The organism is Streptomyces sp. NPDC016640 (assembly GCF_043076215.1).
In the GTDB taxonomy this organism is placed as follows: Bacteria; Actinomycetota; Actinomycetes; order Streptomycetales; family Streptomycetaceae; genus Streptomyces.
The window spans coordinates 104,500-126,278 of sequence record NZ_JBIBRG010000012.1 but is presented as its reverse complement, the minus strand read 5'-3'; the positions used below and the strand labels follow the sequence as shown (position 1 = coordinate 126,278).

Here is a 21,779-nt window from a genome sequence, read left to right as displayed (position 1 = left end):
AGGATCCGGCGCACGGGAGGCCGCCCGGCCCTCGCACGCTTCCCTCTCCCCCTCCCCCCATGAGGAAGGAACGCACCGTGCGAAGAACCCGCATCCTCACGGCCGTGCTGGCGTTGGCCGCCGGCCTGCTCACGGGCGGCCCGCCCGCCCTGGCCGCCGACGCCCCGGAGCCGGCCGGGGCCCTCGCCGCCGACAGCTACACCTGGAAGAACGCGCGCGTCGACGGCGGCGGATTCGTCCCCGGCATCGTCTTCAACCGCACCGAGAGGAACCTCGCCTACGCCCGCACCGACATCGGCGGCGCCTACCGCTGGCAGGAGGCGACGAAGTCCTGGACGCCGCTGCTGGACTCGGTGGGCTGGGACGACTGGGGGCACACCGGCGTGGTGAGCCTCGCCTCCGACTCCGCCGACCCCGACCGGGTGTACGCGGCGGTCGGCACGTACACCAACGACTGGGACCCGGGGAACGGCGCGGTGCTGCGCTCCGGTGACCGGGGCGCGACCTGGCGGAAGGCCGCGCTCCCCTTCAAGCTGGGCGGGAACATGCCGGGCCGGGGCATGGGCGAACGCCTGGCCGTCGACCCGAACCGCAACAGCGTGCTGTACCTGGGCGCGCCCAGCGGCAACGGGCTGTGGCGGTCGACCGACTCGGGGGCGAGCTGGTCCGAGGTCACCTCCTTCCCCAACCCCGGCAACTACGCCCAGGACCCGGGTGACACCTCCGGGTACGCCTCCGACAACCAGGGCGTCGTCTGGGTCACCTTCGACGAGTCGACCGGCACCTCCGGCAGCGCGACGAGGACGGTCTACGTCGGGGTCGCCGACAAGGAGAACGCGGTCTACCGGTCGACGGACGCGGGCGCCACCTGGCAGCGGATCGCCGGACAGCCGACGGGGTACCTGGCCCACAAGGGCGTCCTGGACGCGGAGAGCGGCCATCTGTACCTCGCGTACAGCGACACGGGCGGCCCGTACGACGGCGGCAAGGGACGTCTGTACCGGTACGCGACGGCCACCGGCACCTGGACGGACATCAGCCCGGTGGCGGAGGCCGACACCCACTACGGCTTCAGCGGACTGACGGTGGACCGGCAGAACCCGGGCACGGTGATGGCGACGGCGTACAGCTCCTGGTGGCCGGACACGCAGATCTTCCGCTCGACGGACGGCGGCGGCACCTGGACGCAGGCGTGGCGCTACACCTCCTACCCCGACCGCGAGAACCGCTACACCATGGACGTGTCGTCCTCCCCCTGGCTGACCTGGGGGGCGACCCCGTCCCCGCCCGAACAGACACCGAAGCTGGGCTGGATGACGGAGGCTCTGGAGATCGACCCGTTCGACCCGGACCGGATGATGTACGGCACGGGCGCGACGGTCTACGGCACGGAGAACCTCGGCAACTGGGACGCCGGGAGCACGTTCACCATCGAGCCGATGGTGCGGGGCCTGGAGGAGACGGCCGTCAACGACCTCGTCTCTCCCCCGTCGGGCGCCCCGCTGATCAGCGCGCTCGGTGACGTCGGCGGCTTCCGGCACACGGACCTGACGAAGGTGCCGGCGATGATGTTCACCCAGCCGAACTTCACCTCGACGACGAGCCTGGACTTCGCCGAGTCGAACCCGGGCACGGTGGTGCGGGCGGGCAACCTGGACTCCGGTCCGCACATCGCGTTCTCGACCGACAACGGCGCCAACTGGTTCGCGGGAACGGACCCTGCGGGCGTGAGCGGCGGCGGGACGGTCGCGGCGGCGGCCGACGGCAGCCGCTTCGTGTGGAGCCCGCAGGGGGCGGGAGTGCACCACGCGACCGGGTTCGGCACGTCCTGGTCGGCGTCCAGCGGCATCCCGGCGGGGGCGGTCGTCGAGTCCGACCGGGTGGACCCGAAGACCTTCTACGGCTTCAAGTCCGGGAGGTTCTACGTCAGTACGGACGGCGGCGCGACGTTCACGGCCTCGTCCGCCACCGGTCTGCCCGGCGGCGACAGCGTGCGCTTCAAGGCACTCCCGGGTGCGAAGGGCGACGTGTGGCTGGCGGGCGGCGCGAGCGACGGGGCGTACGGACTGTGGCACTCCGCCGACTCCGGGGCGAGTTTCACCAAGCTGTCCGGCGTCGCCGAGGCCGACACCATCGGCTTCGGCAAGGCGGCACCCGGAGCCTCGTACCAGACGCTCTTCACCAGCGCGAAGATCGACGGCGTGCGCGGCATCTTCCGCTCCACCGACCGGGGCACAAGCTGGACCCGCGTCAACGACGACGCCCACCAGTGGGGCTGGACCGGCGCCGCGATCACCGGCGACCCGCGGGTCTACGGCCGCGTCTACGTGGCGACCAACGGGCGCGGCGTCGTCTACGGCGACACCTCGGACACCGGCGGCGGCACGGGCCCGGACCCCGAGCCCTCGGGCGCCTGCGCGGTGACCTACAGGATCACCCACCAGTGGCCCGACGGTTTCCAGGCCGATGTGCGGGTCACCAACACCGGTACGAGCGCCTGGAACGGCTGGTCCCTGAACTGGTCCTTCGCGGACGGCCAGAAGATCTCCCAGATCTGGAACGCGTCCCACGGCCAGTCGGGTCCCGCGGTGACGGTCCGCAACACCGGCTGGAACGGCACCGTGGCAGCAGGGTCATCGGCGGCCTTCGGCTTCACGGCAAGCAGGTCGGCGGCCAACACCAGGCCCACCGCCTTCCGGCTGGGCGAGAAGGCCTGCACGGTAAGTTGACCCCCAGTGCACTCCGGCCCGCCCGTACCCGGTACGGGCGGGCCGGAGTGGTGAGTCCACCGGGGAAGGACATGACCATCATCGACTTTGTGAGACCCGCCCTCGCCGCCGCGGTTCTGGCGTCGGTCACCGCCTGTGGTGCCTCGTCCGTGCCGGAGGTCCCGGCGGGCGCGGCGACCGGCGCGGATGCGGTGGAGACACGCCCTTCGGCGGACGCCACGCCGGTGACCGCCGCCGTGCCCGATGTCATCGGCGGCAACGCCGGGCGTGCGTACGAGCAGATGGGCTCCGAACTCGACATGGTCTTCGAGGACAGGAGCGGGCAGGGCCGGCCGGTGGACGACCCTGCCGAGTGGAGGATCTGCGACTCCCGGCCGGGACCCGACGAGCGGATCACCGCGTACCCGGTGGTCTTCGGGGTGGTGAAGGTCTCGGAGAGCTGCGCGTAGGTCAGGGCGTGTACACCGTCGGCCTGGGTGGGGTCGGCATGCCGGCGCCGATGAAGAAGCCGGTGTGCGGGGGCTGGTTGTAGGCGGTGTTCTGCCACGCCAGGGACGTGCGGTACAGGGTGTCGTGGAGGAGGGTGGTGATCCTGCGGTCCGTGTCGTGCGGGGTGGAGTAGATGCGCAGGTTCCTGTTGTCGGAGGTGCGCCAGACGACCTCCTCGCGCCAGTCGCCGAGGATGTCGCCGGACAGCACGGGCGTGGCCTTGGTGCCGTTGTTCGACGACACGCCCGAGCCGGTCAGCAGGCGGGTGTCGGAGGAGGTGCCGTACTTGTCGATGTGGGTGCCGTCGAGGAGTTCGCGGACCGGGTCGCCGTCCCACCAGGACACGAAGTTGGCGGAGGACGGCTTGCGGCCCTTGGTGCCGCCGCCCTCGTCGCGGATCGAGGCGTCGGAGGAGGACCACATCTCGGGCCCCGAGTTGCCCGGCCAGATGTCCGACGCGACTCCGCGCCCGTTGTCGCAGCAGGCGGAGAGCTTCCAGCGGACGGCGCCGTTCGCGGGGTCGATGTACAGCGCGGCGGGCTGGCCGGTGGACTCGGAGACCTTGTAGTACTCCAGGCCGGAGGTCGACGCGTCGAGGTCGCCGAGGTGCTGGGCGTCGCCGTGGCCGGTCCTGGCGGTCCACAGGCCGTTGCCGTTGTCGTCGACGGCCATCGAACCGTAGACGATCTCGTCCCGGCCGTCGTCGTCGACGTCCCCGACGGAGAGGCTGTGGGAGCCCTGGCCGTCGTAGCCCCTGCCGCTGTTGGTGGAGGAGGCGGTGTCGAAGGTCCAGCGGCGGGTGAAGGCGCCGCCCCGCCAGTCCCAGGCCGCGACGACCGTGCGGGTGTAGTAACCGCGGGCCGTGATCAGGGAGGGGCGGGCGCCGTCCAGGTAGGCGGTGCCCGCGAGGAAGCGGTCGACGCGGTTGCCGTAGGAGTCGCCCCAGGAGGAGACCGTGCCGCGGGCCGGGACGTGGTCGACGGTTCCCATCGCCCTGCCCGTCTGCCCGTCGAACATCGTCAGGTACTCGGGGCCGGAGAGCACGTAGCCGCCGGAGTTGCGGTGGTCGGCCGAGGAGCTGCCGATGACCGCGCCGGTGCCGTCCGTGGTGCCGTCGGCGGTCTTCATGGCGACCTCGGCCCCGCCGTCGCCGTCGTAGTCGTACACCTGGAACTGCGTGTAGTGGGCGCCGGAGCGGATCTTGCGGCCCAGGTCGATGCGCCACAGCCGGGTGCCGTCGAGCTTGACGCCGTCCACGATCGTGTTGCCGGTGTAGCCGGACTGGGAGTTGTCCTTGGCGTTGGTGGGCTGCCACTTGAGGACGAGGTCGAGGGCGCCGTCGCCGTCGAGGTCGCCGACGGAGGCGTCGTTGGCCTCGTAGGTGTAGGCGACGCCGTCGGGGGTGGTGCCGCCGGACGGCGGGCTGATCGGTACGTCCTTGTACCCGGCCCGGAACTGGACCGCGTGGACCGAGTCGCCCTGCTCGACGCCGTTCACCACCGCGCGGACGGTGTAGTCGGCGTGGTCGGGCGCGCCGGAGTGGAAGTACGTGGTGGTGCCGGTGACGGGACTGGAGTTGACCTTGGTGCCGGCCCGGTAGACGTTGAAGGCGACGTCGTTCGGGTCGGTGCCGAGCCAGCGCCAGCCGACCAGGTTGCCGGTGCCGGTGTGGACGCTGACCACGCCCCGGTCGAGTTTCTCCACCTGGCGGGCGGTGGCGGCCTCGGCGGGCGTGTCCGACAGCGCGGTCGGGCCGGCGCCCGCCAGCGCCGCCACGGCCAGGGCCGCGGGAAGGAAGGCACGGCGTCCGCGGTGCCTGTGGGAATGCTTCACGGGGCGGACCTCCTGGGAGGACGGATGGGTTCCGCCCTTCAGTCGCCGCCCGCGCCCTCCGGGTTGCCGCCCGGGCCCTCCGGATTGCCGCCCGGCTGCTTCCGGTACGCCCGGAGGGTGAACACCGGGTCGGGCCGGGGCCGGTCCTGGTCGGGGAGCGCGGCCAGCCGGGCGGCGAACTCCTCGGCGAGCGGTCCCGCGGGCGGCAGGGTGACGAACCAGCCGCGCCGCAGGTCCGCGATGGTGCGGCGGGGACTGCGGCCCTGCCCGTGCCCCCGGAAGCGGGCCCGTCCGGCGGGGACCAGGCCGTGCCCTGCGGCCCGGGCCCCGATCTCGGCGGGGTCGTCCGGCACCGGGCTGGGCGGGCGCTCCGCGAGGACCGCGTCGATGTCGCTGCCGACGTTGTGGGAGGCGCCCTTGTGGACGGTGGTGACGTAGACGCCGCCGGGCCGCAGCACGCGGGCGCACTCGCCGACCACCGTGCGCACGTCCTCCGGGTCCGGCATGAGGTGCAGCAGCCACACGCTGACGACGGCGTCGAACCGGGCGTCCGCGAAGGGCAGCCGGCGGCTGTCGGCGCGGACCACGGCGCCCGGCAGCCGGGCGGCGGCCAGCCGGGTCATCGACGCGGCCAGGTCGACGCCGGTCACCCGCAGACCGGGGCGCGCGGCGGCGAACCGCCGGGTCACGATGCCGGTGCCGCAGGCCACGTCCAGCAGATCCCGCGCCCGCCCCGGCAGGAGACCCAGCACGGCGTCGGCGGCGGCCGCCGCGCGGGCTTCACCGCCGCGCAAGGCGTCGTACCGTTCCGCTTCCTCGTCGTAGTCCAGCACGCATCTCAGTGTGCACCGTGTCCGGGCGCCAGGTCCTCCACCTTCCGGGCGAGCTCGAAGTCCTTCCCGGTCACCGCGCCGCCCGCGCTGTGGGTGTGCACCGCCAGCGACACGGTGTCGTAGCCGAGGGTGAGGTCGGAGTGGTGGTCGAGTTCCTCCTGCACCTGGGCGATGTGGACGACCATCGCCGTGGCCGCGACGTGCGAGCCGAGCCGGTAGGAGCGGGTGAGGCGGTCCCCGTCGAGCGACCAGCCGGGCAGGTCGGCCAGCCGGTCCTCGATCTCCTTCTGCGACAGCGGTTCGACGGGCATGGGGGCGCTCCTTCACCGGGTGCGGTTCTCGTCGGCTCCCGCGCGGGGAGCCGTCTCCCAGGCTGTCACAGGAGGGCTTCCCGGTCCTGGTCGGAGCGGACGGTTCCCGGTCCCGCTCGGAGGTGTGCGGTTCCCGGCCGGTCGTGAGGAGTCCCGGGGGGACATGACAGACTGAGCGCATGCCCGGGCGCGTTGGGGAGGCGTGGCGTGAGTGAGCGGCGGACCGCACCCACCGTGGGCCAGGTGGTTCTCGGAAGGCGGTTGCGGGAGCTTCGGGAGGCGTCGGGCCTCTCCCGGGAGGAGGCCGCCCGGATCCTGCGGGTGGCGCCCGCGACCGTGCGGCGGATGGAGACCGCCGAGGTCGCGTTGAAGATTCCGTACGCGCAGCTGCTGCTGGCCGCGTACGGGGTGCCCGAGAGCGAGGCCCGCGCGTTCGTCGACCTCGCGGAGGAGGCGAACCGGCCGGGCTGGTGGCAGCGGTTCCACGATGTGCTGCCCGAGTGGTTCAGCCTGTACGTGAGCCTGGAGGGCGCCGCCCGGATCATCCGCTCCTACGAACCGCACTTCGTGCCGGGGCTGTTGCAGACCGAGGAGTACGCCCGCGCGGTCCTGGAGGCCGGGACGATCGGGAACTCCGGGCGCGACGCGGTCGAGCGGCACGTGTCGCTGCGCATGGAGCGCCAGCGGCTGCTGGAGCGCCCCGACCGGCCGCACCTGTGGGTGCTGATGGAGGAGACGGTGCTGCGGCGCCCGGTGAGCCTCGACGGCCGGGTGATGCGCGACCAGCTCGACAAGCTGCTCGAATGGTCCGCGCGGGACCGGATCACGCTCCAGATCGCCGAGTTCGCGAACGGGCCGCACCCGGGGACGTACGCGCCGTTCTCGCTGTTCCGGTTCGCCGAGCCGGAGTTGCCGGACATGGTGTTCACCGAATATCTGACCGGCGCCCTGTACCTGGACTCCCGCAAGGAGGTCTCGGCGCACCTGGCGGTCCTGGACCACATGACGGCGTGGGCCGCCTCGACGCAGTGCACGGAGAAACTGCTGCGGGAGTGCCGGGAGCACTACTGAGCGGAGCACGGCGGCGCGGGCGGAGGGCGTCGTGCCGGTGTACGCGGGGGTCGCCCGCGAGCCGTGGGCCGCGGGAGCCCCACGGCCCGGAGCCCGGGGCCGTCGGTCAGGCGGCGCCGTTCCCGCGGTTGCCGGTGCCGGTGTCCTTGTCGTCGTCGACGATCTCCGCGTCGACGACGCCCTCCTCGGCCTGCGACGGGGTCCGCTGTCCGGCGTCCTCGGTGGGGGTCTGCCCGGCCTGCGCGTACATCGCCTGGCCCATCCGCTGGCTGACCGAGGCGAGTTTCTCCACGCCGGCGCGGAGTTCGGCGGTGCCGGCGGCCTCGCTCTCCAGCAGCCGCTTCAGTTCCGCGACGGCCGACTCGACCTCGGACCTGGTGTCGCCGGGCACCCGGTCGCTGTTGTCCCGCAGGAACCTCTCGGTCTGGTAGACGAGTTGTTCGGCCTGGTTGCGGGTCTCGGCGGTCTCACGGCGCCTGCGGTCCTCCTCGGCGTACTGCTCGGCGTCGCGCATCATGCGGTCGATGTCGTCCTTGGGCAGCGCGGAGCCGCCGGTGACGGTCATCTTCTGCTCGCGGCCGGTGGCGAGGTCCTTGGCGGAGACGTGCATGATGCCGTTGGCGTCGATGTCGAAGGCCACCTCGATCTGCGGGACGCCGCGCGGGGCCGGGGGCAGTCCGGTGAGGTCGAAGACGCCGAGCTTCTTGTTGTAGGCGGCGATCTCGCGTTCGCCCTGGTAGACCTGGATGCCGACCGAGGGCTGGTTGTCGGTGGCGGTGGTGAAGATCTCCGAACGCCGGGTGGGGATCGTGGTGTTGCGTTCGATCAGCTTGGTCATGATGCCGCCCTTGGTCTCGATGCCGAGGGACAGCGGGGTGACGTCGAGCAGCAGCACGTCCTTGACGTCGCCGCGGATGACACCGGCCTGGAGGGCCGCCCCGAGGGCCACGACCTCGTCGGGGTTGACGCCCTTGTGCGGGTCCTTGCCGGTGAGCTCGCGGACCAGGTCGGTGACCGCGGGCATCCGGGTGGAGCCGCCGACGAGGATGACGTGGTCGACGGCGGAGAGCCGCACTCCGGCGTCCTTGACGGCCTGGTGGAAGGGCTTCTTGCAGCGCTCCAGCAGATCCTCGGTGAGCTCCTGGAACTGGGCGCGGGTGAGTTTCTCGTCCAGGTGCAGGGGGCCCTCGGCGGAGGCCGTGACGTAGGGCAGGTTGACGGTGGTCTCCGTCGAGGAGGACAGCTCGATCTTCGCCTTCTCGGCGGCCTCCCGCAGCCGCTGCACCGCCATCTTGTCCTGCGCCAGGTCGATGCCGTACCGGCCCTTGAAGCGCTGGGCGAGGTGGTCGACGACACGCTGGTCCCAGTCGTCGCCGCCGAGGCGGGTGTCGCCGTTGGTGGCCTTCACCTCGATGACGCCCTCGCCCATGTCGAGCAGCGAGACGTCGAAGGTGCCGCCGCCCAGGTCGAAGACGAGGACGGTCTGGTCGTTCTCCTTGTCCAGGCCGTACGCCAGGGCCGCCGCGGTGGGCTCGTTGATGATCCTGAGGACGTTCAGCCCGGCGATCTCACCGGCTTCCTTGGTGGCCTGCCGCTGGGTGTCGTCGAAGTACGCCGGTACGGTGATCACCGCGTCGGTGACGTCCTCGCCGAGGTAGGCCTCGGCGTCCCGGCGCAGCTTCTGCAGCACCCGGGCGGACAGTTCCTGCGCCCGGTAGCGGGTGCCGTCGACGGAGCCCTGGCCGGGGAAGCGCCACTGGGCGTCCCCCATGTACCGCTTGACCGAGCGGGCGGTGCGCTCGACGTTGGTCACGGCCTGCCGTTTGGCGATCTCACCGACCAGCACCTCGCCGTTCTTGGCGAAGGCGACCACCGAGGGGGTGGTGCGCGCGCCCTCCGCGTTGGCGATCACGGTGGGCTCACCGCCCTCCAGCACGGCCACCACCGAGTTCGTGGTTCCCAGGTCGATACCGACGGCACGTCCCATCGCTGTCCCCTTCCGCCAGGGCACCCTTCCGGACTTCCAGCACAAAACTTGAGCGCGTCGTTGTCAATAGGTTGAGTGGGTGGTTGTCAACGAAGGCGTCGGGTGTCCGTGTGGTCGCGCAGTTCCACGGCGCGGCGGGGGCGGTCGGTGATCAGTACGTCCACGCGCGGGTCGCCGAGGAAGCCGCGCAGCGCCGCGTCCTCGTTGACCGTCCACACCATGGTGAACAGTCCGTTGCGGGCCGCCTCGCGCAGCACGGTCGCGCGGGCCAGCCGCCGGTGCACGGCGACCCCGTGCGCGCCGCAGGCGCGGACCCGGCGCATGGGCAGCAGTTCGCTGACCCGGGTCGGCACCAGCCGGCCCCGGGGGATGTCCTCGCCGTTCCGGCCGAGGGACAGCGCGGTGCGCACCCGTGGGCGGGCCGCGGTGAGGGCGGCGACGGAGCGGTCCTCCAGGGTGGTGGCGACCAGGCCGTCCTCGCCGAGCAGGGCGACCGCGCGGTCGATCAGCTCGCGCTCGTGGCCGGTCTCCTTCAGGTCCAGGTGCGCGACGAGCTTCCCGGCGACCAGCGCCATGACGTCCTCCACGGCGGGCACGGGGTACCCGGCGCGCTCGTTCAGCTCGGCGTGCGTGAGCGTGGACAGCAGCGGTCCGGTGTGCCCCGCCCGGGCGTCGTGGTGGACGACGAAGACCCCGTCCGCGGTGCGCCGGACGTCGAACTCGGCGTACTCGGCGCCGGAGCGCAGCGCGTCCTCGTAGGCCTCCCAGGTCGCCGGGGCGGCGCGTTCGCAGCCGCCCCGGTGGGCGGAGACGGCGGGTCGTGGCGTCACGGTGACGGGCTCCCGGAGGGGGCGTGCCGCAGGCCGCCCCGGGCGGGGCGGCCTGCGGTGGTACGGCTCGGGGTGGGGGTCAGGCGAGCTTCGCCGTCAGGGTGATGTCCGTGCCCTTCAGGGCCTGGCTGACGGGGCAGTTCACCTTGGCGTCCTCGGCCGCGGCGACGAACCCGGCCTCGTCCAGGCCCGGGACGGCGCCCTCGACAGTGAGGTGGATGCCGGTGATGCCCTCACCGGGCACGAAGGTGACGTCGGCGGAGGTCGTCAGCCGGGTCGGCGGGGTGCCGGCCTTGTCCAGGCCGTTGGAGAGGGCCATCGAGAAGCAGCTGGAGTGCGCGGCGGCGATCAGCTCCTCCGGGCTGGTCTTCCCGTTCGCGTCCTCGGCGCGCGAGGCCCAGGTGACCGGCTGCTCGCCGATGCTGCCGGAGGAGTCGAAGGAGACGACCCCGCTGCCCTTGAACAGGTTGCCTTCCCAAACGGTGTGTGCGGAGCGCGTGGTTGCCATGACGCATCCTTTCGAAAAAAGTCCGGTCGTATGCCCGGCGGTGCTCGGTCCGGGAACCGGTGTCACCGGTTCCCGCCCCCATCCGATCACATCACGGCTCAACTCACCCGTAGGACCGGCCCTCTCGTGGTGCATGGCGGCCGCGCCTCCGCCGGGTCGGGTGGGCATGCCTCCGCGTGCCCGCGGGACGTCGCACCAGCCGTCGGTGCTGACGAGGACCGGCGCGGTGGGCGGGCGGTCCCCGGCGCGCCGCAGCGGGTCGACGCCGGGCCGCGGCCCGGCGCCGGCCCGGCCGGGCGCGCGTGCCGGCACCGGCTCATGCCTCCCCCGGACGTGCGGCGGCCCCGCTCAGGCCGCGCGTTCGCGGTCCGGGGCCGTGGGCAGTCCCGCTTCTCCGGACTCGGTCAGCCAGCGGCGCAGCACCCGGTGGATCTGCTCGGCGCCGGCGAGGTCCGCTCCGTCGGGGACCGGGCCGGACAGCGTGAGCGGGGACAGCAGGAAGGCGCGGGACTGGGCGCCGCCGAGACCGCCGTGGGAGCCGATCTGCTCCTCGAAGGCGAGGACCTCGCCGTCGGCGGGGTCGTGGAAGGAGTTGACCATGATGTCGGCGGTGTGCGGGAAGGTGTGGGTGCGGCGCACCACGTCGGCGGCGCCGGGCCCGAACGCGGCCAGCGGCCCGGGGTTGTCGTCCAGCTCCTCCAGCGGGATCTCCGCGCCGTACGCGCCGAGGACGACCCCGCCGTGCCGCTCGCTGCGGACGAGGAGGAAGCCGATGCCGGGGTGGTTGGCGAGGGTCGGCAGCAGCGCGGGGTGGCGGGCGTCGATCTCCTCCTTGGTCATCCGGTGCGGCACGTCCGGGAAGGAGACCAGACCCAGGTTGCCGGAGGCGAGCACGACGGGCTCCGAGCCGCGGGTGGGCCGGTAGTGCTCGGCGCCCTCCTCGACGGGCCGGCGCAGCGCCGCCCGCACGGACGCGCGGGCCTCCGCGCCGCTGTGGGTGCGCCGGGCCCGGCGCGGCACGGGCAGCCCGCAGCCGGCCCGCACCAGGTCGGCCAGGGTGAGGCCGTAGCGGGAGCGGAAGGTCTCGCCGGGGCTCTGCCCGTGGTCGGAGAGGACGACGATCCGGTACGGGCGGGGGGCGTGCTCGGCGACGTTCTCGATCAGGGCGAGGGCGCGGTCGAGGCGCCGGAGCACCTTCTCGGCGTCCCTGCTGGCCGGCCCCGAGTGGTGGGCGACCTCGTCGTAGGCCACCAGGTCGGCGTAGACGGCGGTGCGGCCGGCCAGCAGATCGCCCGTCACGGCGGCGACGACGACGTCCCGTTCGACGACGGTGGCGAAGGCGCGGACGAACGGGTAGAGCCCTCCGCGGGAGACGCGCGGGCGCTGCTTGCGCAGCCGGGCCCGGGTGGACTGGCCGATCTCCCGGCACACCTCGGCGACGAAGGACAGGGCGGTGCGCACGGCGTTGGCGGGGTCGGAGAAGTAGGCGAAGTAACCCGCGCGGGAGCGGGCCGCCGGGCCGCGGCGGCGGGTGGCGATGGACAGCACCAGGGCCTGTTCGCCGGCGCCGCCGCCGAACAGGTTGCCGCGGCTGGCGCCGTCGGTGGCGAGCAGTCCGGCGTGGCCGGCGTACTCGACGGCGCGGGCCTGCAGTTCGGCGGCGCTGGTGGGCCGGTTGCAGACCATCACCTCGCGGCGGGTCTTCTCGTACCAGCGGAAGGCGGGGACGTCGTGGTTGCTGCCGTGCAGGATGCCGAGCTGGCTGGCGCCGGTCTGGCTGGACCAGTCGGTGCGCCAGGGTGCGAGGCGGTGGGAGGGGAGGTCACCGCCGCTGCCGGTGCCGAGCCAGCGGGCGACGGTGGGCATCAGCCCCTTGGCGACGACGTCCAGCAGCACGTCGTGGCCGACGCCGTCGAGCTGCAGGAACACGGTGCCGGGGGTGGCCGGGCAGGGCGGGGTGGAGCGCCGCCTGCGGTCGGCGAGGCGGTACAGGCGGCGGCGGTAGGCGTCGTCGTCGCGTACGGCGAGGGCGGCGCCGGTGGCGGAGGCGACCGCGGACATGACGGCGGCGACCACGACCGCCGTCTCCGGTGCGGCATCGCCCCGTTCGCCCGGGTTGACGCGCAGGGCCAGCCAGAGCAGGGCGCCGTTGAGGAAGAACACCAGCAGGCCGAGGACGAGCGCGGGGACGAGCAGCAGCAGACGCACCAGCAACGGCCAGGCCAGGGCGGAGAGCAGGCCGAAGGCGCCGGCGCCGAGCGCGGCGGTGACCGCGATGTCGGTGGCGCTGTCGCCGTCGGCCGAGCGCAGCCGGAAGTCCGGCAGGATCCCGGCGAGGAACAGCATGGTGAGCGTGGAGACCGCCCATACGGCGACACTCCGCCCGATCTGACTGGCGACCCGTCGCCACCGCTCGCCACCCACGCCCCGCACACCTCGCGTCCCGGTCCGTCCGTCACCGTGACGGACAGGTCCTGGCCCCTGCCCGCCCGGGTCCTGGCCCCTGCCCACCCTGCCACAACGACCGCAGGAGGCGTTCCGTCCCCGGTGCGTCAGGTCACCGGCTGCTCAGCGGCCGTCGTAGCCGGCGGTCGGCAGGGACAGCCTGCGGTGCACGCACGCCTTCATGCCCGCGTCGTACGCGGGTTCGGCGCGCCCCACCGTCTCCACGCGCACCCCGCGCCGCGCGCACTCCGCGGTGAACTCCTCGACGCAGGACACGGCGCGCTCCAGTACCCGCAGGCTGGGTGCCACGAACAGGTCGGTGCCGGGGCGCACGCCCTCCCACAGCACGCAGTGGTCGGCGCGCAGCCCCCGCACGAGGAGTTCCCGGGTCACCACGTAGCCGTGCTCGGCCGCCCAGCGGGCGCACATGGCGTGCTGGCTCCGGGAGTCCACCAGGAAGGGGTCCGCGTCCAGTTCCGCCAGCGGCGTCAGACTCGCGATCGCCGTCACCCGCAGCGGCCCCATGGCGTCCCCCCTCACCTCCGGTTTCGCCGCCGACCCTACTCCTGCGCGTAGGCTTCGGGGAGTCGCGCGAAGGAGGCGGGGGTAGTGCCGGTGGAGATCACCTGGTGGGGTCATGCCACCTGCACCGTCGAGGACTCGCACACGCGCGTGCTCACCGATCCCCTGTTCGCCCGCCGGCTCGCGCACCTGCGGCGCCGGCGCGGCGCGGTGCCGCCGGACGAGGCCCGGCGCGCGGACGTGGCCCTGGTCTCCCATCTGCACGCCGACCATCTGCACCTGCCCTCGCTCGCCCGGCTCGCCCGGGGCACGCGCCTGCTCGTGCCCCGGGGCGCACCACGCGCGGTACCGGGGCTGCGCCGGCTCACGCATCTGCGCGTGAGCGAGGTGGCTCCCGGCGATGTGACGACGGTCGGCGGCCTGGTCGTACGGGCCGTTCCGGCGCGGCACGACGGGCGGCGGCTGCCGGTCGGACCGCACCGCTCCCCCGCCCTCGGCTATGTGCTGGAGGGTGAGGCGCGGACGTACTTCGCCGGGGACACCGGCCTGTTCGACGCGATGGCCAAGGAGGTCGGGCCGGTCGACGTGGCGCTGCTGCCGGTGGGCGGCTGGGGTCCGTACCTCGGCGAGGGGCATCTGGACGCGGGGCGCGCCGCCGAGGCGCTGGCCCGGCTGGGCGCGCCCAGTGCGGTGCCGGTGCACTACGGCACGTACTGGCCGATCGGGATGGACGCCGTGCGCCCGCACGAATTCCACGCGCCGGGCCACGAGTTCGAGCGCCTGGCGGCCCGGCACGCGCCCGGCGTGACGGTGCACCGGCTGGGGCACGGCGAGAGCGTGCGCCCGGAGGTCGCGCGGTGATCCTTCCCGTCGCCCTGGGTCAGGCGGCCGGCGCGTCGCTGTTCCCGGTGGACGCGCCGGCCATCGTGCCGATCGTGGCGCCGGAGTCCACGCAGCAGGCGATCGGGTACCCCTCGCTGTTCCTGCTGGTGCTGATCGGGGCGCTGGTGCCGGTCGTGCCGACGGGCGCGCTGGTGAGTTCGGCGGCCGTGGTCGCCGTCCACCGGACGGCGCCGTTCTCGATGGCGCTGGTGTTCGTGACGGCGTCGCTGGCCGCGTTCCTCGGGGACGTGGCGCTGTACTGGCTGGGGCGGCGCGGGATGAAGTCGAAGAACGGCTCGCGCTGGCTGGAGGCGATCCGGGCGCGGGCTCCCGAGGACCGGCTGGCGCAGGCGCAGCGGAAGCTGGCCGACCACGGGGTGGCGGTGCTGGTGCTGTCCCGGCTGATGCCGGCCGGGCGCCTGCCGGTGATGCTGGCCTGTCTGCTCGCGAAGTGGCCGGTGCGCCGCTTCGTCCGCGGCAACCTGCCGGCCTGTCTCGCGTGGACGGTGACGTACCAGCTGATCGGTGTCCTCGGCGGCTCGCTGTTCGAGGAGCCGTGGGAGGGCGTGCTCGCGGTGATCGTGCTGACCGTGCTGATCAGCGTGGCCCCGGGTCTGTGGCGGCGGATGCGGGGGACGGCGGCGGGATGACGCCGCCGCCGTCCCCCGCCCCTCACTCCAGGACGCGGGAGGCCCCCACCGGCAGGTCCCACAGGTCCTCGCGGGGCAGGCCCGCCTTCTCCCAGGCGGCGCGGACACGCGTGAGCGGCTCCAGGACCGGTTCCGCGGAGAGGACGAAGGCGCCCCAGTGCATGGGGGCCATGCGGCGCGCCCCGAGGTCCCGGGCGGCGCGGACCGCCTCCTCCGGGTCGCAGTGGACGTCGGCGAGCCACCAGCGGGGGTCGTAGGCCCCGATGGGCAGCAGGGCGAGGTCGATGCCGGGGTAGCGGCGGCCGATGCGGGAGAACCAGTGGCCGTAGCCGGTGTCGCCGGCGAAGTACACGCGCCGGCCGTCGGGACCGGTGAGCACCCAGCCGCCCCACAGGGAGCGGCAGGTGTCGGTGAGGGTGCGTTTGGACCAGTGGTGGGCCGGTACGAAGTCGAAGCGCACGCCGTCGAGTTCGGCGGCCTCCCACCAGTCGAGCTCGGTGACCCGCTCGAACCGGCGGCGGTGGAACCAGCGGGCGAGCCCGGCCGGGACGAAGACGGGGGTGTCGCGCGGGAGTCGGCGCAGGGTGGGCGCGTCGAGGTGGTCGTAGTGGTTGTGGCTGATGACGACCGCGTCGACGCGCTCCAGGGCCTCCCAGGGGACGCCGACGGGGGTGATGCGGGCCGGAGTGCCGAGGATCCGGCGGGACCACACGGGGTCGGTGAGCACGGTGAGCCCGCCGATCCGCAGCACCCAACTGGCGTGCCCCGCCCAGGTGACGGCCACCGAGCGGACGTCCACGCGGGGCAGCGGACCGGGGGCGAAGGGCAACTGGGCGATGTCGGTGGCAGTGACCGCGGCGGGCCGCAGGGAGCCCTCCCTGGCGAAGCGGGCGAGGGCCTTCAGACCGGGCAGCGGGGCGGTCAGCCGGTCGTGGAAGGTGCGCGGCCACACCCGGGGTTCGGCGAGCGGGCGGGGTTCGGCCGGCGGTGGGTACGGCGGCGCGAGGGGGGAGGGGAGGGCCGGTGGGCCGGCTTCCGGGGGGTCGGTCCGCGGGCCGGCCGGGCCGGTCGCTGTAGTCGTGGTCGTTGTCGTGGCCGACTCGGGCCGCTGCGTCATCGAGGTGACTCCCATCGCTGAGCGTCGTCACGGAGTTCGTCGAAGACCGATGTCAGACGAGTCAACGCGGTTCGCACCTGCGGCAGTTCCAGGGGGTCGGGTGACCGCAGCCCTTCCGCGCGCAGGGCTGGGGTGCCGCCCAGCAGCGGGGCGGTGCACAGCCGCACGCGCGGCGCCGCGAGGCCGTCGCCGAAACGGTGACCGCCCGCCGCGGGCATGCCGAGCCGGGCGGTGAGGAAGTCCTCCAGCTCCTGCGCGTCCCCGACGCCCCGCGCGGCGAGCGCGGGGGCCAGGGGCGTGAGGTCGGCGTACAGGTGCCGGCCGCAGGACGGGGGCCGGGCCAGGGCGCCTGCGGCGACGACGGCGTGGTGCGCGGCGGCGGCCACGCGCGCGTGCAGCCGTACGGTGCCGGCGACGCGCGCGGTGACCGCTGCGGGCTCGGACAGGGCGTACGCCGCCGCGGCGGCGACGGGGGCGGCGACCCGCGCGTCGAGCGCGGTGAGCACGTCGAGCACGCGCGCGTGGAGCGCGTCCCCGTCCGCCCCCGCCGGGAAGCGGGCCGTCGCCGCCGGCCAGCCCGGCGGGAGCAGGGCACCGGCCAGGTCGGTGACGACGGTGACCCGGTCGGGCAGCATCTCGGCGGGACTGAGCAGCACGGTGTCGTGCGGGTTGTGCACGGTGTCGCGCCAGGTCTCGTCGCTGACCAGGTGCAGCCCTTCGCCCACGGCGGCTTCGAGGGTCTCGTGCAGCAGTTCCGGCGGGGTCACGGTGGCGGTGGGGTCGTCGGCGACGGAGAGCACCAGCAGGCGCGGGTCACCGCCCTCGCTACGCAGCCGGCGCACGGTCTCCAGCAGGGCGTACGGATCGGGGACGCCGCCGCCGTCGGCCGGCGTCGGCACGTGGAAGGCGCGCCTGCCGAGCAGGCGGGCGTAGGGGGCCCACCAGGCGGCGCAGGGTCTGGGCACCAGGATGTCACCGCCGAGGGCCGCGGTCAGGGCCACCAGCAGGACGGGCGCGCCGGGGGCGGCGGCCACCCGGTCGGGGGCGGCGGGCAGTCCGCGCCGGTCGCCGTGACCGCAGGCGGCGTCCAGCAGCGCGGAACCCCCGCCGACCGGCTCGGCGTCGGCGCGGGAGGCCGCCGCGGCGAGTACCGCGGACAGCTCGGGCAGGACGGGGAGCCCGTCCTCGGGTACCGGCGGCCCGAAGCGGACGGGGCCGTGGCCTTCCGGGTCCGTCCGCCGCATCCCTACCTCCGCGCAGTCCCTGGTGCCCGGGCACCGTGCCCCGGCTCCCGACTCGTACCCCGGGCGAGCCAGTACCCATCGTGCCGCGTGCCATGGATGCCGGGGCGGGTCGCGCAGTTCACGGCATGGGCGGCGGTGGCCGGGGAAGAGGGCGCGTCAGCCGTCCGTGCGGGCGGCCCGGTCCCGGTCCCGGTACAGCCGGTGCGCGGCGGCGCCGAGGGCACCCGCGATCAGCAGGCCGCCGGCGGCCAGGGCGGGCACGGAGTCGGTGAAGACACCGCCCTCACCCGCGTGGACGCCCCGGTGCACGGGCGCGTCGGCGCAGTGGGAGTCCTTCGGATCGCCCTCCCCCGGCTCGGGGCCCTTGGACGCGTGGTCCGTGGGCCCTGTGTGCTCGGGCCCTGTGTGCTCGGGCCCTGTGTGCTCGGATGCCGTGTGCTTCGGGTCCGGGGCGCTCGGCTGCGCGGTCCCCGGGGCGGTGGGTCCGCCCGCCCCGGGAGCGGGGATCTCCCCCGCGCCGCCCTCGGAGGCGGGAGCGTCCGGAATGAGTTCGTCCAGTGACGTTCCCCCGGGTACGGCCGCCCCGGGCTCCAGGGCCCCGGGTTCGAGGGCCTCCGGTTCGGGGGTCTCCGTGGCGAGTGTCTCCGGTTCGCCGGCCTCCGGTTCGGGGGTCTCCGTGATGAGCGCCTCCGGTTCGCCGGCCCCGGGTTCGCTGCTCCTCGTCTCGTGCTCCTGCCACTCCTGTCCCTCGGGTTGCGGACAGGGCGAGGAGGAGGCGGTGCCCCACGAGGACCCGCCGGCCGGGACGTCCTCCGCGAACGCGGCCGGTGCGCAGACGACGCCGATGACGGTACCGGCGACGGCGGCGAGGGACAGGGCACGGGCGGTGCGGCGCATGGTACGGGCTCCTTCGAGCGACGGCGGGGGCACGGCGATCGGCCGCGCTCCACAGCCATCACAGCCCGCCCGCCGCCCCGCCGCGCGCGGTCGGACACCATTGGCGGGACCGGACGCGCCCGAGCGGGTGACGGGCGGCTACGCCTCCCCCTCCCGCATGACCTGCTCCCGCACCCGGCCGCAGCAACGGCTGATCAGACGGGAGACGTGCATCTGCGAGAGGCCCAGTTCCTCGGCGATGCTGCTCTGCGTCATGTCGCCGAAGAAGCGCATGTGGAGAATGGCCCGTTCCCGCTCCGGCAGCGCGGCCAGCCGCTCCTTGACGGCTTCGCGGCCGACCACGGTGTCCAGCGCCGGATCGGGTGCTCCGAGGGCATCGACGAGCGAGTAGCCGTCGTCGCCACCGGGCGGTGCGGCGTCGAGGGACAGCGCGGAGAAGCTTTCCAGCGCCTCCTGCCCCGCGCGGACGTCGTCCTCGCTCAGGTCGGTGTGCTCGGCGATCTCGGCCACGGTGGGACGGCGGCCGGGTGTGGTCCCGGAGAGGTCCTGCGCGGCGTACCGGACACGGTTGCGCAGCTCCTGGACCCGGCGCGGTACGTGCAGGGCCCACATGTGGTCGCGGAAGTGCCGCTTGATCTCACCGGTGACGGTCGGCACGGCGTAGCTCTCGAAGGCGTTGCCGAGTCCGGGCTCGTACCGGTCGACCGCCTTGACCAGGCCGAGGGCGGCGACCTGGCGCAGGTCGTCGTAGGTCTCGCCGCGGCTGCGGAACCGTCCCGCGAGACGGTCGGCCATGGGCAGCCAGGCCTCGACGATCTCGTCGCGGAGCACGCCGCGCTCGGGGCCGGGCGGCAGTGCCGCCAGCCTGCGGAAGGCGGCCGCGGTGTCGGGAGCGTCGTCGTGCGGATGGCGCCTCGCGGCCGCTCGGATATGCATGGTGCCTCGCAGCTCCCTGAGGTGGGGACGGACGGTCACCGTGGCGGGCGCACCGGCCGGGGACGGGTACGTCCGGAGCGGCGTGCGCCGCTGTCACGGACGTGCCTCCGGTCCGAAGCACTGAGCCTGCGCCTGCCCCCGTTCCACCGGCCCAAACCCCTCGGCGGACCCGGCCCGGATCGCCCTCGGGCGCGGGCGGCGGCAGCAGGAGGTCCTCGTAGCGGCCCGGCGTCAGGATCACGCCGGGCATGAGCGGTGGTACGAGCACGGCGGGCACCGCCATGGCCGGTCCCTTTCACCGGAGGCACGTGGGGGGCGTGCGATGCAGGTCTCCCGCCGTCCGGCGGTCCAACCGGTGCGGTGGCGATCCGGCGTCACGACCCCGTGTCGGCCTCCGCTCCCCGGGTACGCGGTGCGCACCCCCGAAGCATCTGGAGGGAGACATGCAGCGAGGCAGTGACCGGCTCAGCGTCCACCGCGACGACGAGATGAAGCACGAACTGCAGGGCCTGCTGAGGTCCGGCCACCCCACCCGTACCGAGGAGTGGCACGACCCGGAGCCGTTCGCCGACGACGACCCGGAGGTCGCCCGCGGCCCGGTGACGCCGGGCCGCGGACCGACGTCGCTGGAGTCGGTGCGACTGGAGCTGGCCAGGATCCTGGGCCGGGGCGCGTTCCCCGCGGGTCCGCGCGAACTGATGCGGGCCCTGGACCGGCGGTACGCGCCCGACGCGCTCATCGAGGCGCTGGAGCGGTTGCCGCGCCAGGCCCGTTACGACAGCGTCCAGGAACTGGCCGAGGCGCTGACCCGGTCCCGGGAGTCGGAGACCGCGTGACCGGACCGTGGGCGCCGCGTCCGGCCGGTTCCGCGGACGACCGGGCGCGGCGGCCCACCGGCCGGCACCGGAGGGAGGGCGTTCAGTCATGGCCGAGTTCGTCAAGGACGTGATGACACCGGGCGTGGTCGCCGTGCGTCCGGACGCCTCGATCGTCGAGGCGGCGCGGCTGATGCGCAGCCAGAACATCGGCGACGTCGTGGTGGCCGACGGCCGCCGGGTCGTCGGTGTGCTCACCGACCGCGACATCACGGTCCGGGCGGTCGCCGAGGGGACGGACCCGCTCGGCGTGAGCGCCGGGTCGGTGTGCACCCCCGACCCGGTGACGCTGGCCCCGGACGATCCGGTGTCGGCGGCCGTCGCGCTGATGCGCGAGCACGCGATCCGCCGGATCCCCGTGGTCGAGGGCGGTCTGCCCGTCGGTCTGGTGAGCCTCGGCGACCTGGCCGAGGCACGGGATCCGGGATCGGCGCTGGCCGACATCAGCCGCGCGGAGCCGGACGACGGCGGCGGAGCGGAACGACAGCCACCGAAAGCAGACGAAGGGATGTAGGACCACCATGCGCATCGCATTTCTGACCGCTCCCGAGGGCGTGGAGCAGGTCGAGCTGACCGAGCCGTGGAAGGCGGCCGTGGACGCCGGTCACGAGGCCGTGCTGGTGTCGACGAGCCCGGGGACCATCCAGGCGTTCGACCACCTCGACAAGGCGGACACCTTCCCCGTGCAGGAGGTGGTCGGCGAGACGTCGGCGGCCTCCTTCGACGGGCTGGTGCTGCCGGGCGGGGTGGCCAATCCGGACTTCCTGCGGATGGACGGGAAGGCCGTGGCGTTCGTGCGGGACTTCTTCGAACGGGGCCGGCCGGTCGCCGCGATCTGCCACGCCCCCTGGACGCTCGTCGAGGCCGATGTCGTACGCGGCCGGGAGCTGACCAGCTGGCCCAGTCTGCGGACCGACATCCGCAACGCCGGCGGGACGTGGGTCGACGAGCAGGTGAAGGTCTGCGACCACGGGCCGAACAAGCTGGTCACCAGTCGCAAGCCGGACGATCTGAAGGCGTTCTGCGAGACCTTCGTGGACGTGTTCGCGACGGAAGGGGCCGGGCAGGGGGCCTGACGTCCGGATGCGGGGGCGGGCGCCGGGCCCGCCCCCGCACACAGCGCCTTTTCGGGGCCCGCGCGAACGCGGGCCCTGTTCGCGTGCGCGGGCTGACGCCGCCGCGCGGGCGGGCCGTGGGCGGGCGGGGCGTACAGGGGTCCGGGGCTCGCGGCGTCCGCGGGCCGGGGATGCGCCGGCTGCCCGGCTCGGGCGCCGGAGAGGCGCGGGGCCGGGGCCGGTGCGCGGGGGCCGGGTTCAGGTGCCCGGTGTCGTGGGGGTCGTGGTGTCCGCGGCGTCCCGTTCGCGGGCCCCCTCGCGGGTGCGGCCCGGGGCCACCGGACGGCGCGGGTTGCGGCGCAGGTACTCGCCCTCGAGCTGCGCCATGCGCTCGTTGTGGGTCCGCAGCGCGTCGTTGGAGCCGTACAGCAGCGTGTCGTGGCGCGTGCGGTGGATGGTCTCCAGCTCCTTCATGAGCTGCTGGTCGTCCAGGCGGTTCGGCTCGACTCCGGTCATCGTGGGCCCCGCTCGTCGTGTGCGTCCATGCGGCCCGGGTACCCGCCCG

The 21,779-nt window shown here is 74.0% G+C and carries 20 protein-coding genes and 1 pseudogene; 8 read left to right on the top strand and 13 right to left on the bottom strand.

The features are described 5' to 3' along the window. The first annotated feature begins 77 nt into the window (after positions 1 to 77). Together ACF07S_RS24070 and ACF07S_RS24065 are read left to right on the top strand one after the other, a co-directional pair. The gene (locus ACF07S_RS24070; RefSeq protein WP_391975056.1) at positions 78 to 2,729 is read left to right on the top strand and encodes a cellulose binding domain-containing protein; all 2,652 of its coding nucleotides are present in this window, start codon (positions 78 to 80) and stop codon (positions 2,727 to 2,729) included. 71 nt (positions 2,730 to 2,800) lie between these two features. After that, positions 2,801 to 3,178, top strand: coding sequence for a hypothetical protein (locus tag ACF07S_RS24065; RefSeq protein WP_391975055.1), 378 nt, complete (start codon positions 2,801 to 2,803; stop codon positions 3,176 to 3,178). A 1-nt stretch (position 3,179) separates the two neighbouring features. On the opposite strand, the gene ACF07S_RS24060 is transcribed toward ACF07S_RS24065, so the two are convergent. From ACF07S_RS24060 to ACF07S_RS24050, 3 genes are read right to left on the bottom strand one after another with little or no spacing between them, the layout of a single operon-like run. Further along, positions 3,180 to 5,051, bottom strand: a complete 1,872-nt coding sequence (locus ACF07S_RS24060; RefSeq protein ID WP_391975054.1) for a rhamnogalacturonan lyase — start codon at positions 5,049 to 5,051, stop codon at positions 3,180 to 3,182. A 38-nt stretch (positions 5,052 to 5,089) separates the two neighbouring features. Continuing rightward, positions 5,090 to 5,884: a class I SAM-dependent methyltransferase gene (locus tag ACF07S_RS24055; protein ID WP_391975053.1), complete on the bottom strand. Its 795-nt coding sequence runs from the start codon at positions 5,882 to 5,884 to the stop codon at positions 5,090 to 5,092. A 5-nt stretch (positions 5,885 to 5,889) separates the two neighbouring features. Continuing rightward, a complete protein-coding gene (locus ACF07S_RS24050; RefSeq protein ID WP_391965683.1) occupies positions 5,890 to 6,195 on the bottom strand; it encodes a 4a-hydroxytetrahydrobiopterin dehydratase in 306 nt (101 codons plus the stop codon). Between the two features lie 207 nt (positions 6,196 to 6,402). On the opposite strand from ACF07S_RS24050, the gene ACF07S_RS24045 reads away from it, so the two are divergent. After that, complete coding sequence (locus ACF07S_RS24045; protein WP_391975052.1) at positions 6,403 to 7,266, top strand: helix-turn-helix domain-containing protein; 864 nt, start codon at positions 6,403 to 6,405, stop codon at positions 7,264 to 7,266. A 106-nt stretch (positions 7,267 to 7,372) separates the two neighbouring features. On the opposite strand, the gene dnaK is transcribed toward ACF07S_RS24045, so the two are convergent. The 5 genes from dnaK to ACF07S_RS24020 all read right to left on the bottom strand — a co-directional run bounded on the left by dnaK (position 7,373) and on the right by ACF07S_RS24020 (position 13,561). Next, positions 7,373 to 9,253, bottom strand: a complete 1,881-nt coding sequence (dnaK, locus tag ACF07S_RS24040) for a molecular chaperone DnaK (RefSeq protein WP_391965681.1) — start codon at positions 9,251 to 9,253, stop codon at positions 7,373 to 7,375. Positions 9,254 to 9,339: 86 nt separating this feature from the next. Beyond that, complete coding sequence (locus ACF07S_RS24035; RefSeq protein WP_391965680.1) at positions 9,340 to 10,083, bottom strand: glycerophosphodiester phosphodiesterase family protein; 744 nt, start codon at positions 10,081 to 10,083, stop codon at positions 9,340 to 9,342. A 79-nt stretch (positions 10,084 to 10,162) separates the two neighbouring features. Then, positions 10,163 to 10,591, bottom strand: a complete 429-nt coding sequence (locus ACF07S_RS24030) for an OsmC family protein (RefSeq protein WP_391965679.1) — start codon at positions 10,589 to 10,591, stop codon at positions 10,163 to 10,165. Positions 10,592 to 10,939: 348 nt separating this feature from the next. Further along, entirely contained in the window at positions 10,940 to 13,024 is a 2,085-nt protein-coding gene (locus tag ACF07S_RS24025) for a phage holin family protein (protein ID WP_391975051.1), read from the bottom strand. A gap of 135 nt (positions 13,025 to 13,159) precedes the next feature. Continuing rightward, a complete protein-coding gene (locus tag ACF07S_RS24020) occupies positions 13,160 to 13,561 on the bottom strand; it encodes a hypothetical protein (protein WP_391965677.1) in 402 nt (133 codons plus the stop codon). 84 nt (positions 13,562 to 13,645) lie between these two features. Here ACF07S_RS24020 and ACF07S_RS24015 point away from each other — a divergent pair, with 84 nt between their 5' ends. Both ACF07S_RS24015 and ACF07S_RS24010 read left to right on the top strand, forming a co-directional pair. Further along, complete coding sequence (locus ACF07S_RS24015) at positions 13,646 to 14,419, top strand: MBL fold metallo-hydrolase (RefSeq protein ID WP_391965676.1); 774 nt, start codon at positions 13,646 to 13,648, stop codon at positions 14,417 to 14,419. Positions 14,420 to 14,466: 47 nt separating this feature from the next. Beyond that, a complete protein-coding gene (locus tag ACF07S_RS24010; protein ID WP_391975128.1) occupies positions 14,467 to 15,090 on the top strand; it encodes a DedA family protein in 624 nt (207 codons plus the stop codon). Between the two features lie 22 nt (positions 15,091 to 15,112). On the opposite strand, the gene ACF07S_RS24005 is transcribed toward ACF07S_RS24010, so the two are convergent. The 4 genes from ACF07S_RS24005 to ACF07S_RS23990 form a co-directional block, all read right to left on the bottom strand. After that, on the bottom strand, positions 15,113 to 16,207 hold the full coding sequence (locus tag ACF07S_RS24005) for an MBL fold metallo-hydrolase (RefSeq protein ID WP_391975050.1): 1,095 nt from the start codon (positions 16,205 to 16,207) through the stop codon (positions 15,113 to 15,115). Then, positions 16,204 to 17,451: an aminotransferase class I/II-fold pyridoxal phosphate-dependent enzyme gene (locus tag ACF07S_RS24000; protein ID WP_391975049.1), complete on the bottom strand. Its 1,248-nt coding sequence runs from the start codon at positions 17,449 to 17,451 to the stop codon at positions 16,204 to 16,206. Before ACF07S_RS24000 ends, ACF07S_RS24005 begins: the two co-directional genes overlap by 4 nt. 156 nt (positions 17,452 to 17,607) lie before the next feature. After that, entirely contained in the window at positions 17,608 to 18,348 is a 741-nt protein-coding gene (locus tag ACF07S_RS23995; RefSeq protein WP_391975048.1) for a hypothetical protein, read from the bottom strand. 138 nt (positions 18,349 to 18,486) lie between these two features. After that, entirely contained in the window at positions 18,487 to 19,284 is a 798-nt protein-coding gene (locus ACF07S_RS23990; RefSeq protein WP_391975047.1) for an RNA polymerase sigma factor SigF, read from the bottom strand. A 443-nt stretch (positions 19,285 to 19,727) separates the two neighbouring features. On the opposite strand from ACF07S_RS23990, the gene ACF07S_RS23985 reads away from it, so the two are divergent. The 3 genes from ACF07S_RS23985 (at position 19,728) to ACF07S_RS23975 (ending at position 21,235) form a co-directional block, all read left to right on the top strand. Continuing rightward, positions 19,728 to 20,120, top strand: a complete 393-nt coding sequence (locus ACF07S_RS23985; RefSeq protein WP_391965671.1) for a DUF2795 domain-containing protein — start codon at positions 19,728 to 19,730, stop codon at positions 20,118 to 20,120. Between the two features lie 88 nt (positions 20,121 to 20,208). Beyond that, positions 20,209 to 20,673: a CBS domain-containing protein gene (locus ACF07S_RS23980; RefSeq protein WP_391965670.1), complete on the top strand. Its 465-nt coding sequence runs from the start codon at positions 20,209 to 20,211 to the stop codon at positions 20,671 to 20,673. Positions 20,674 to 20,680: 7 nt separating this feature from the next. Further along, the gene (locus ACF07S_RS23975; RefSeq protein ID WP_391965669.1) at positions 20,681 to 21,235 is read left to right on the top strand and encodes a type 1 glutamine amidotransferase domain-containing protein; all 555 of its coding nucleotides are present in this window, start codon (positions 20,681 to 20,683) and stop codon (positions 21,233 to 21,235) included. Between the two features lie 237 nt (positions 21,236 to 21,472). Here ACF07S_RS23975 and ACF07S_RS23970 read toward each other — a convergent pair. Continuing rightward, positions 21,473 to 21,759: pseudogene (locus ACF07S_RS23970) on the bottom strand (DUF6158 family protein). Between the last annotated feature and the right edge of the window lie 20 nt (positions 21,760 to 21,779).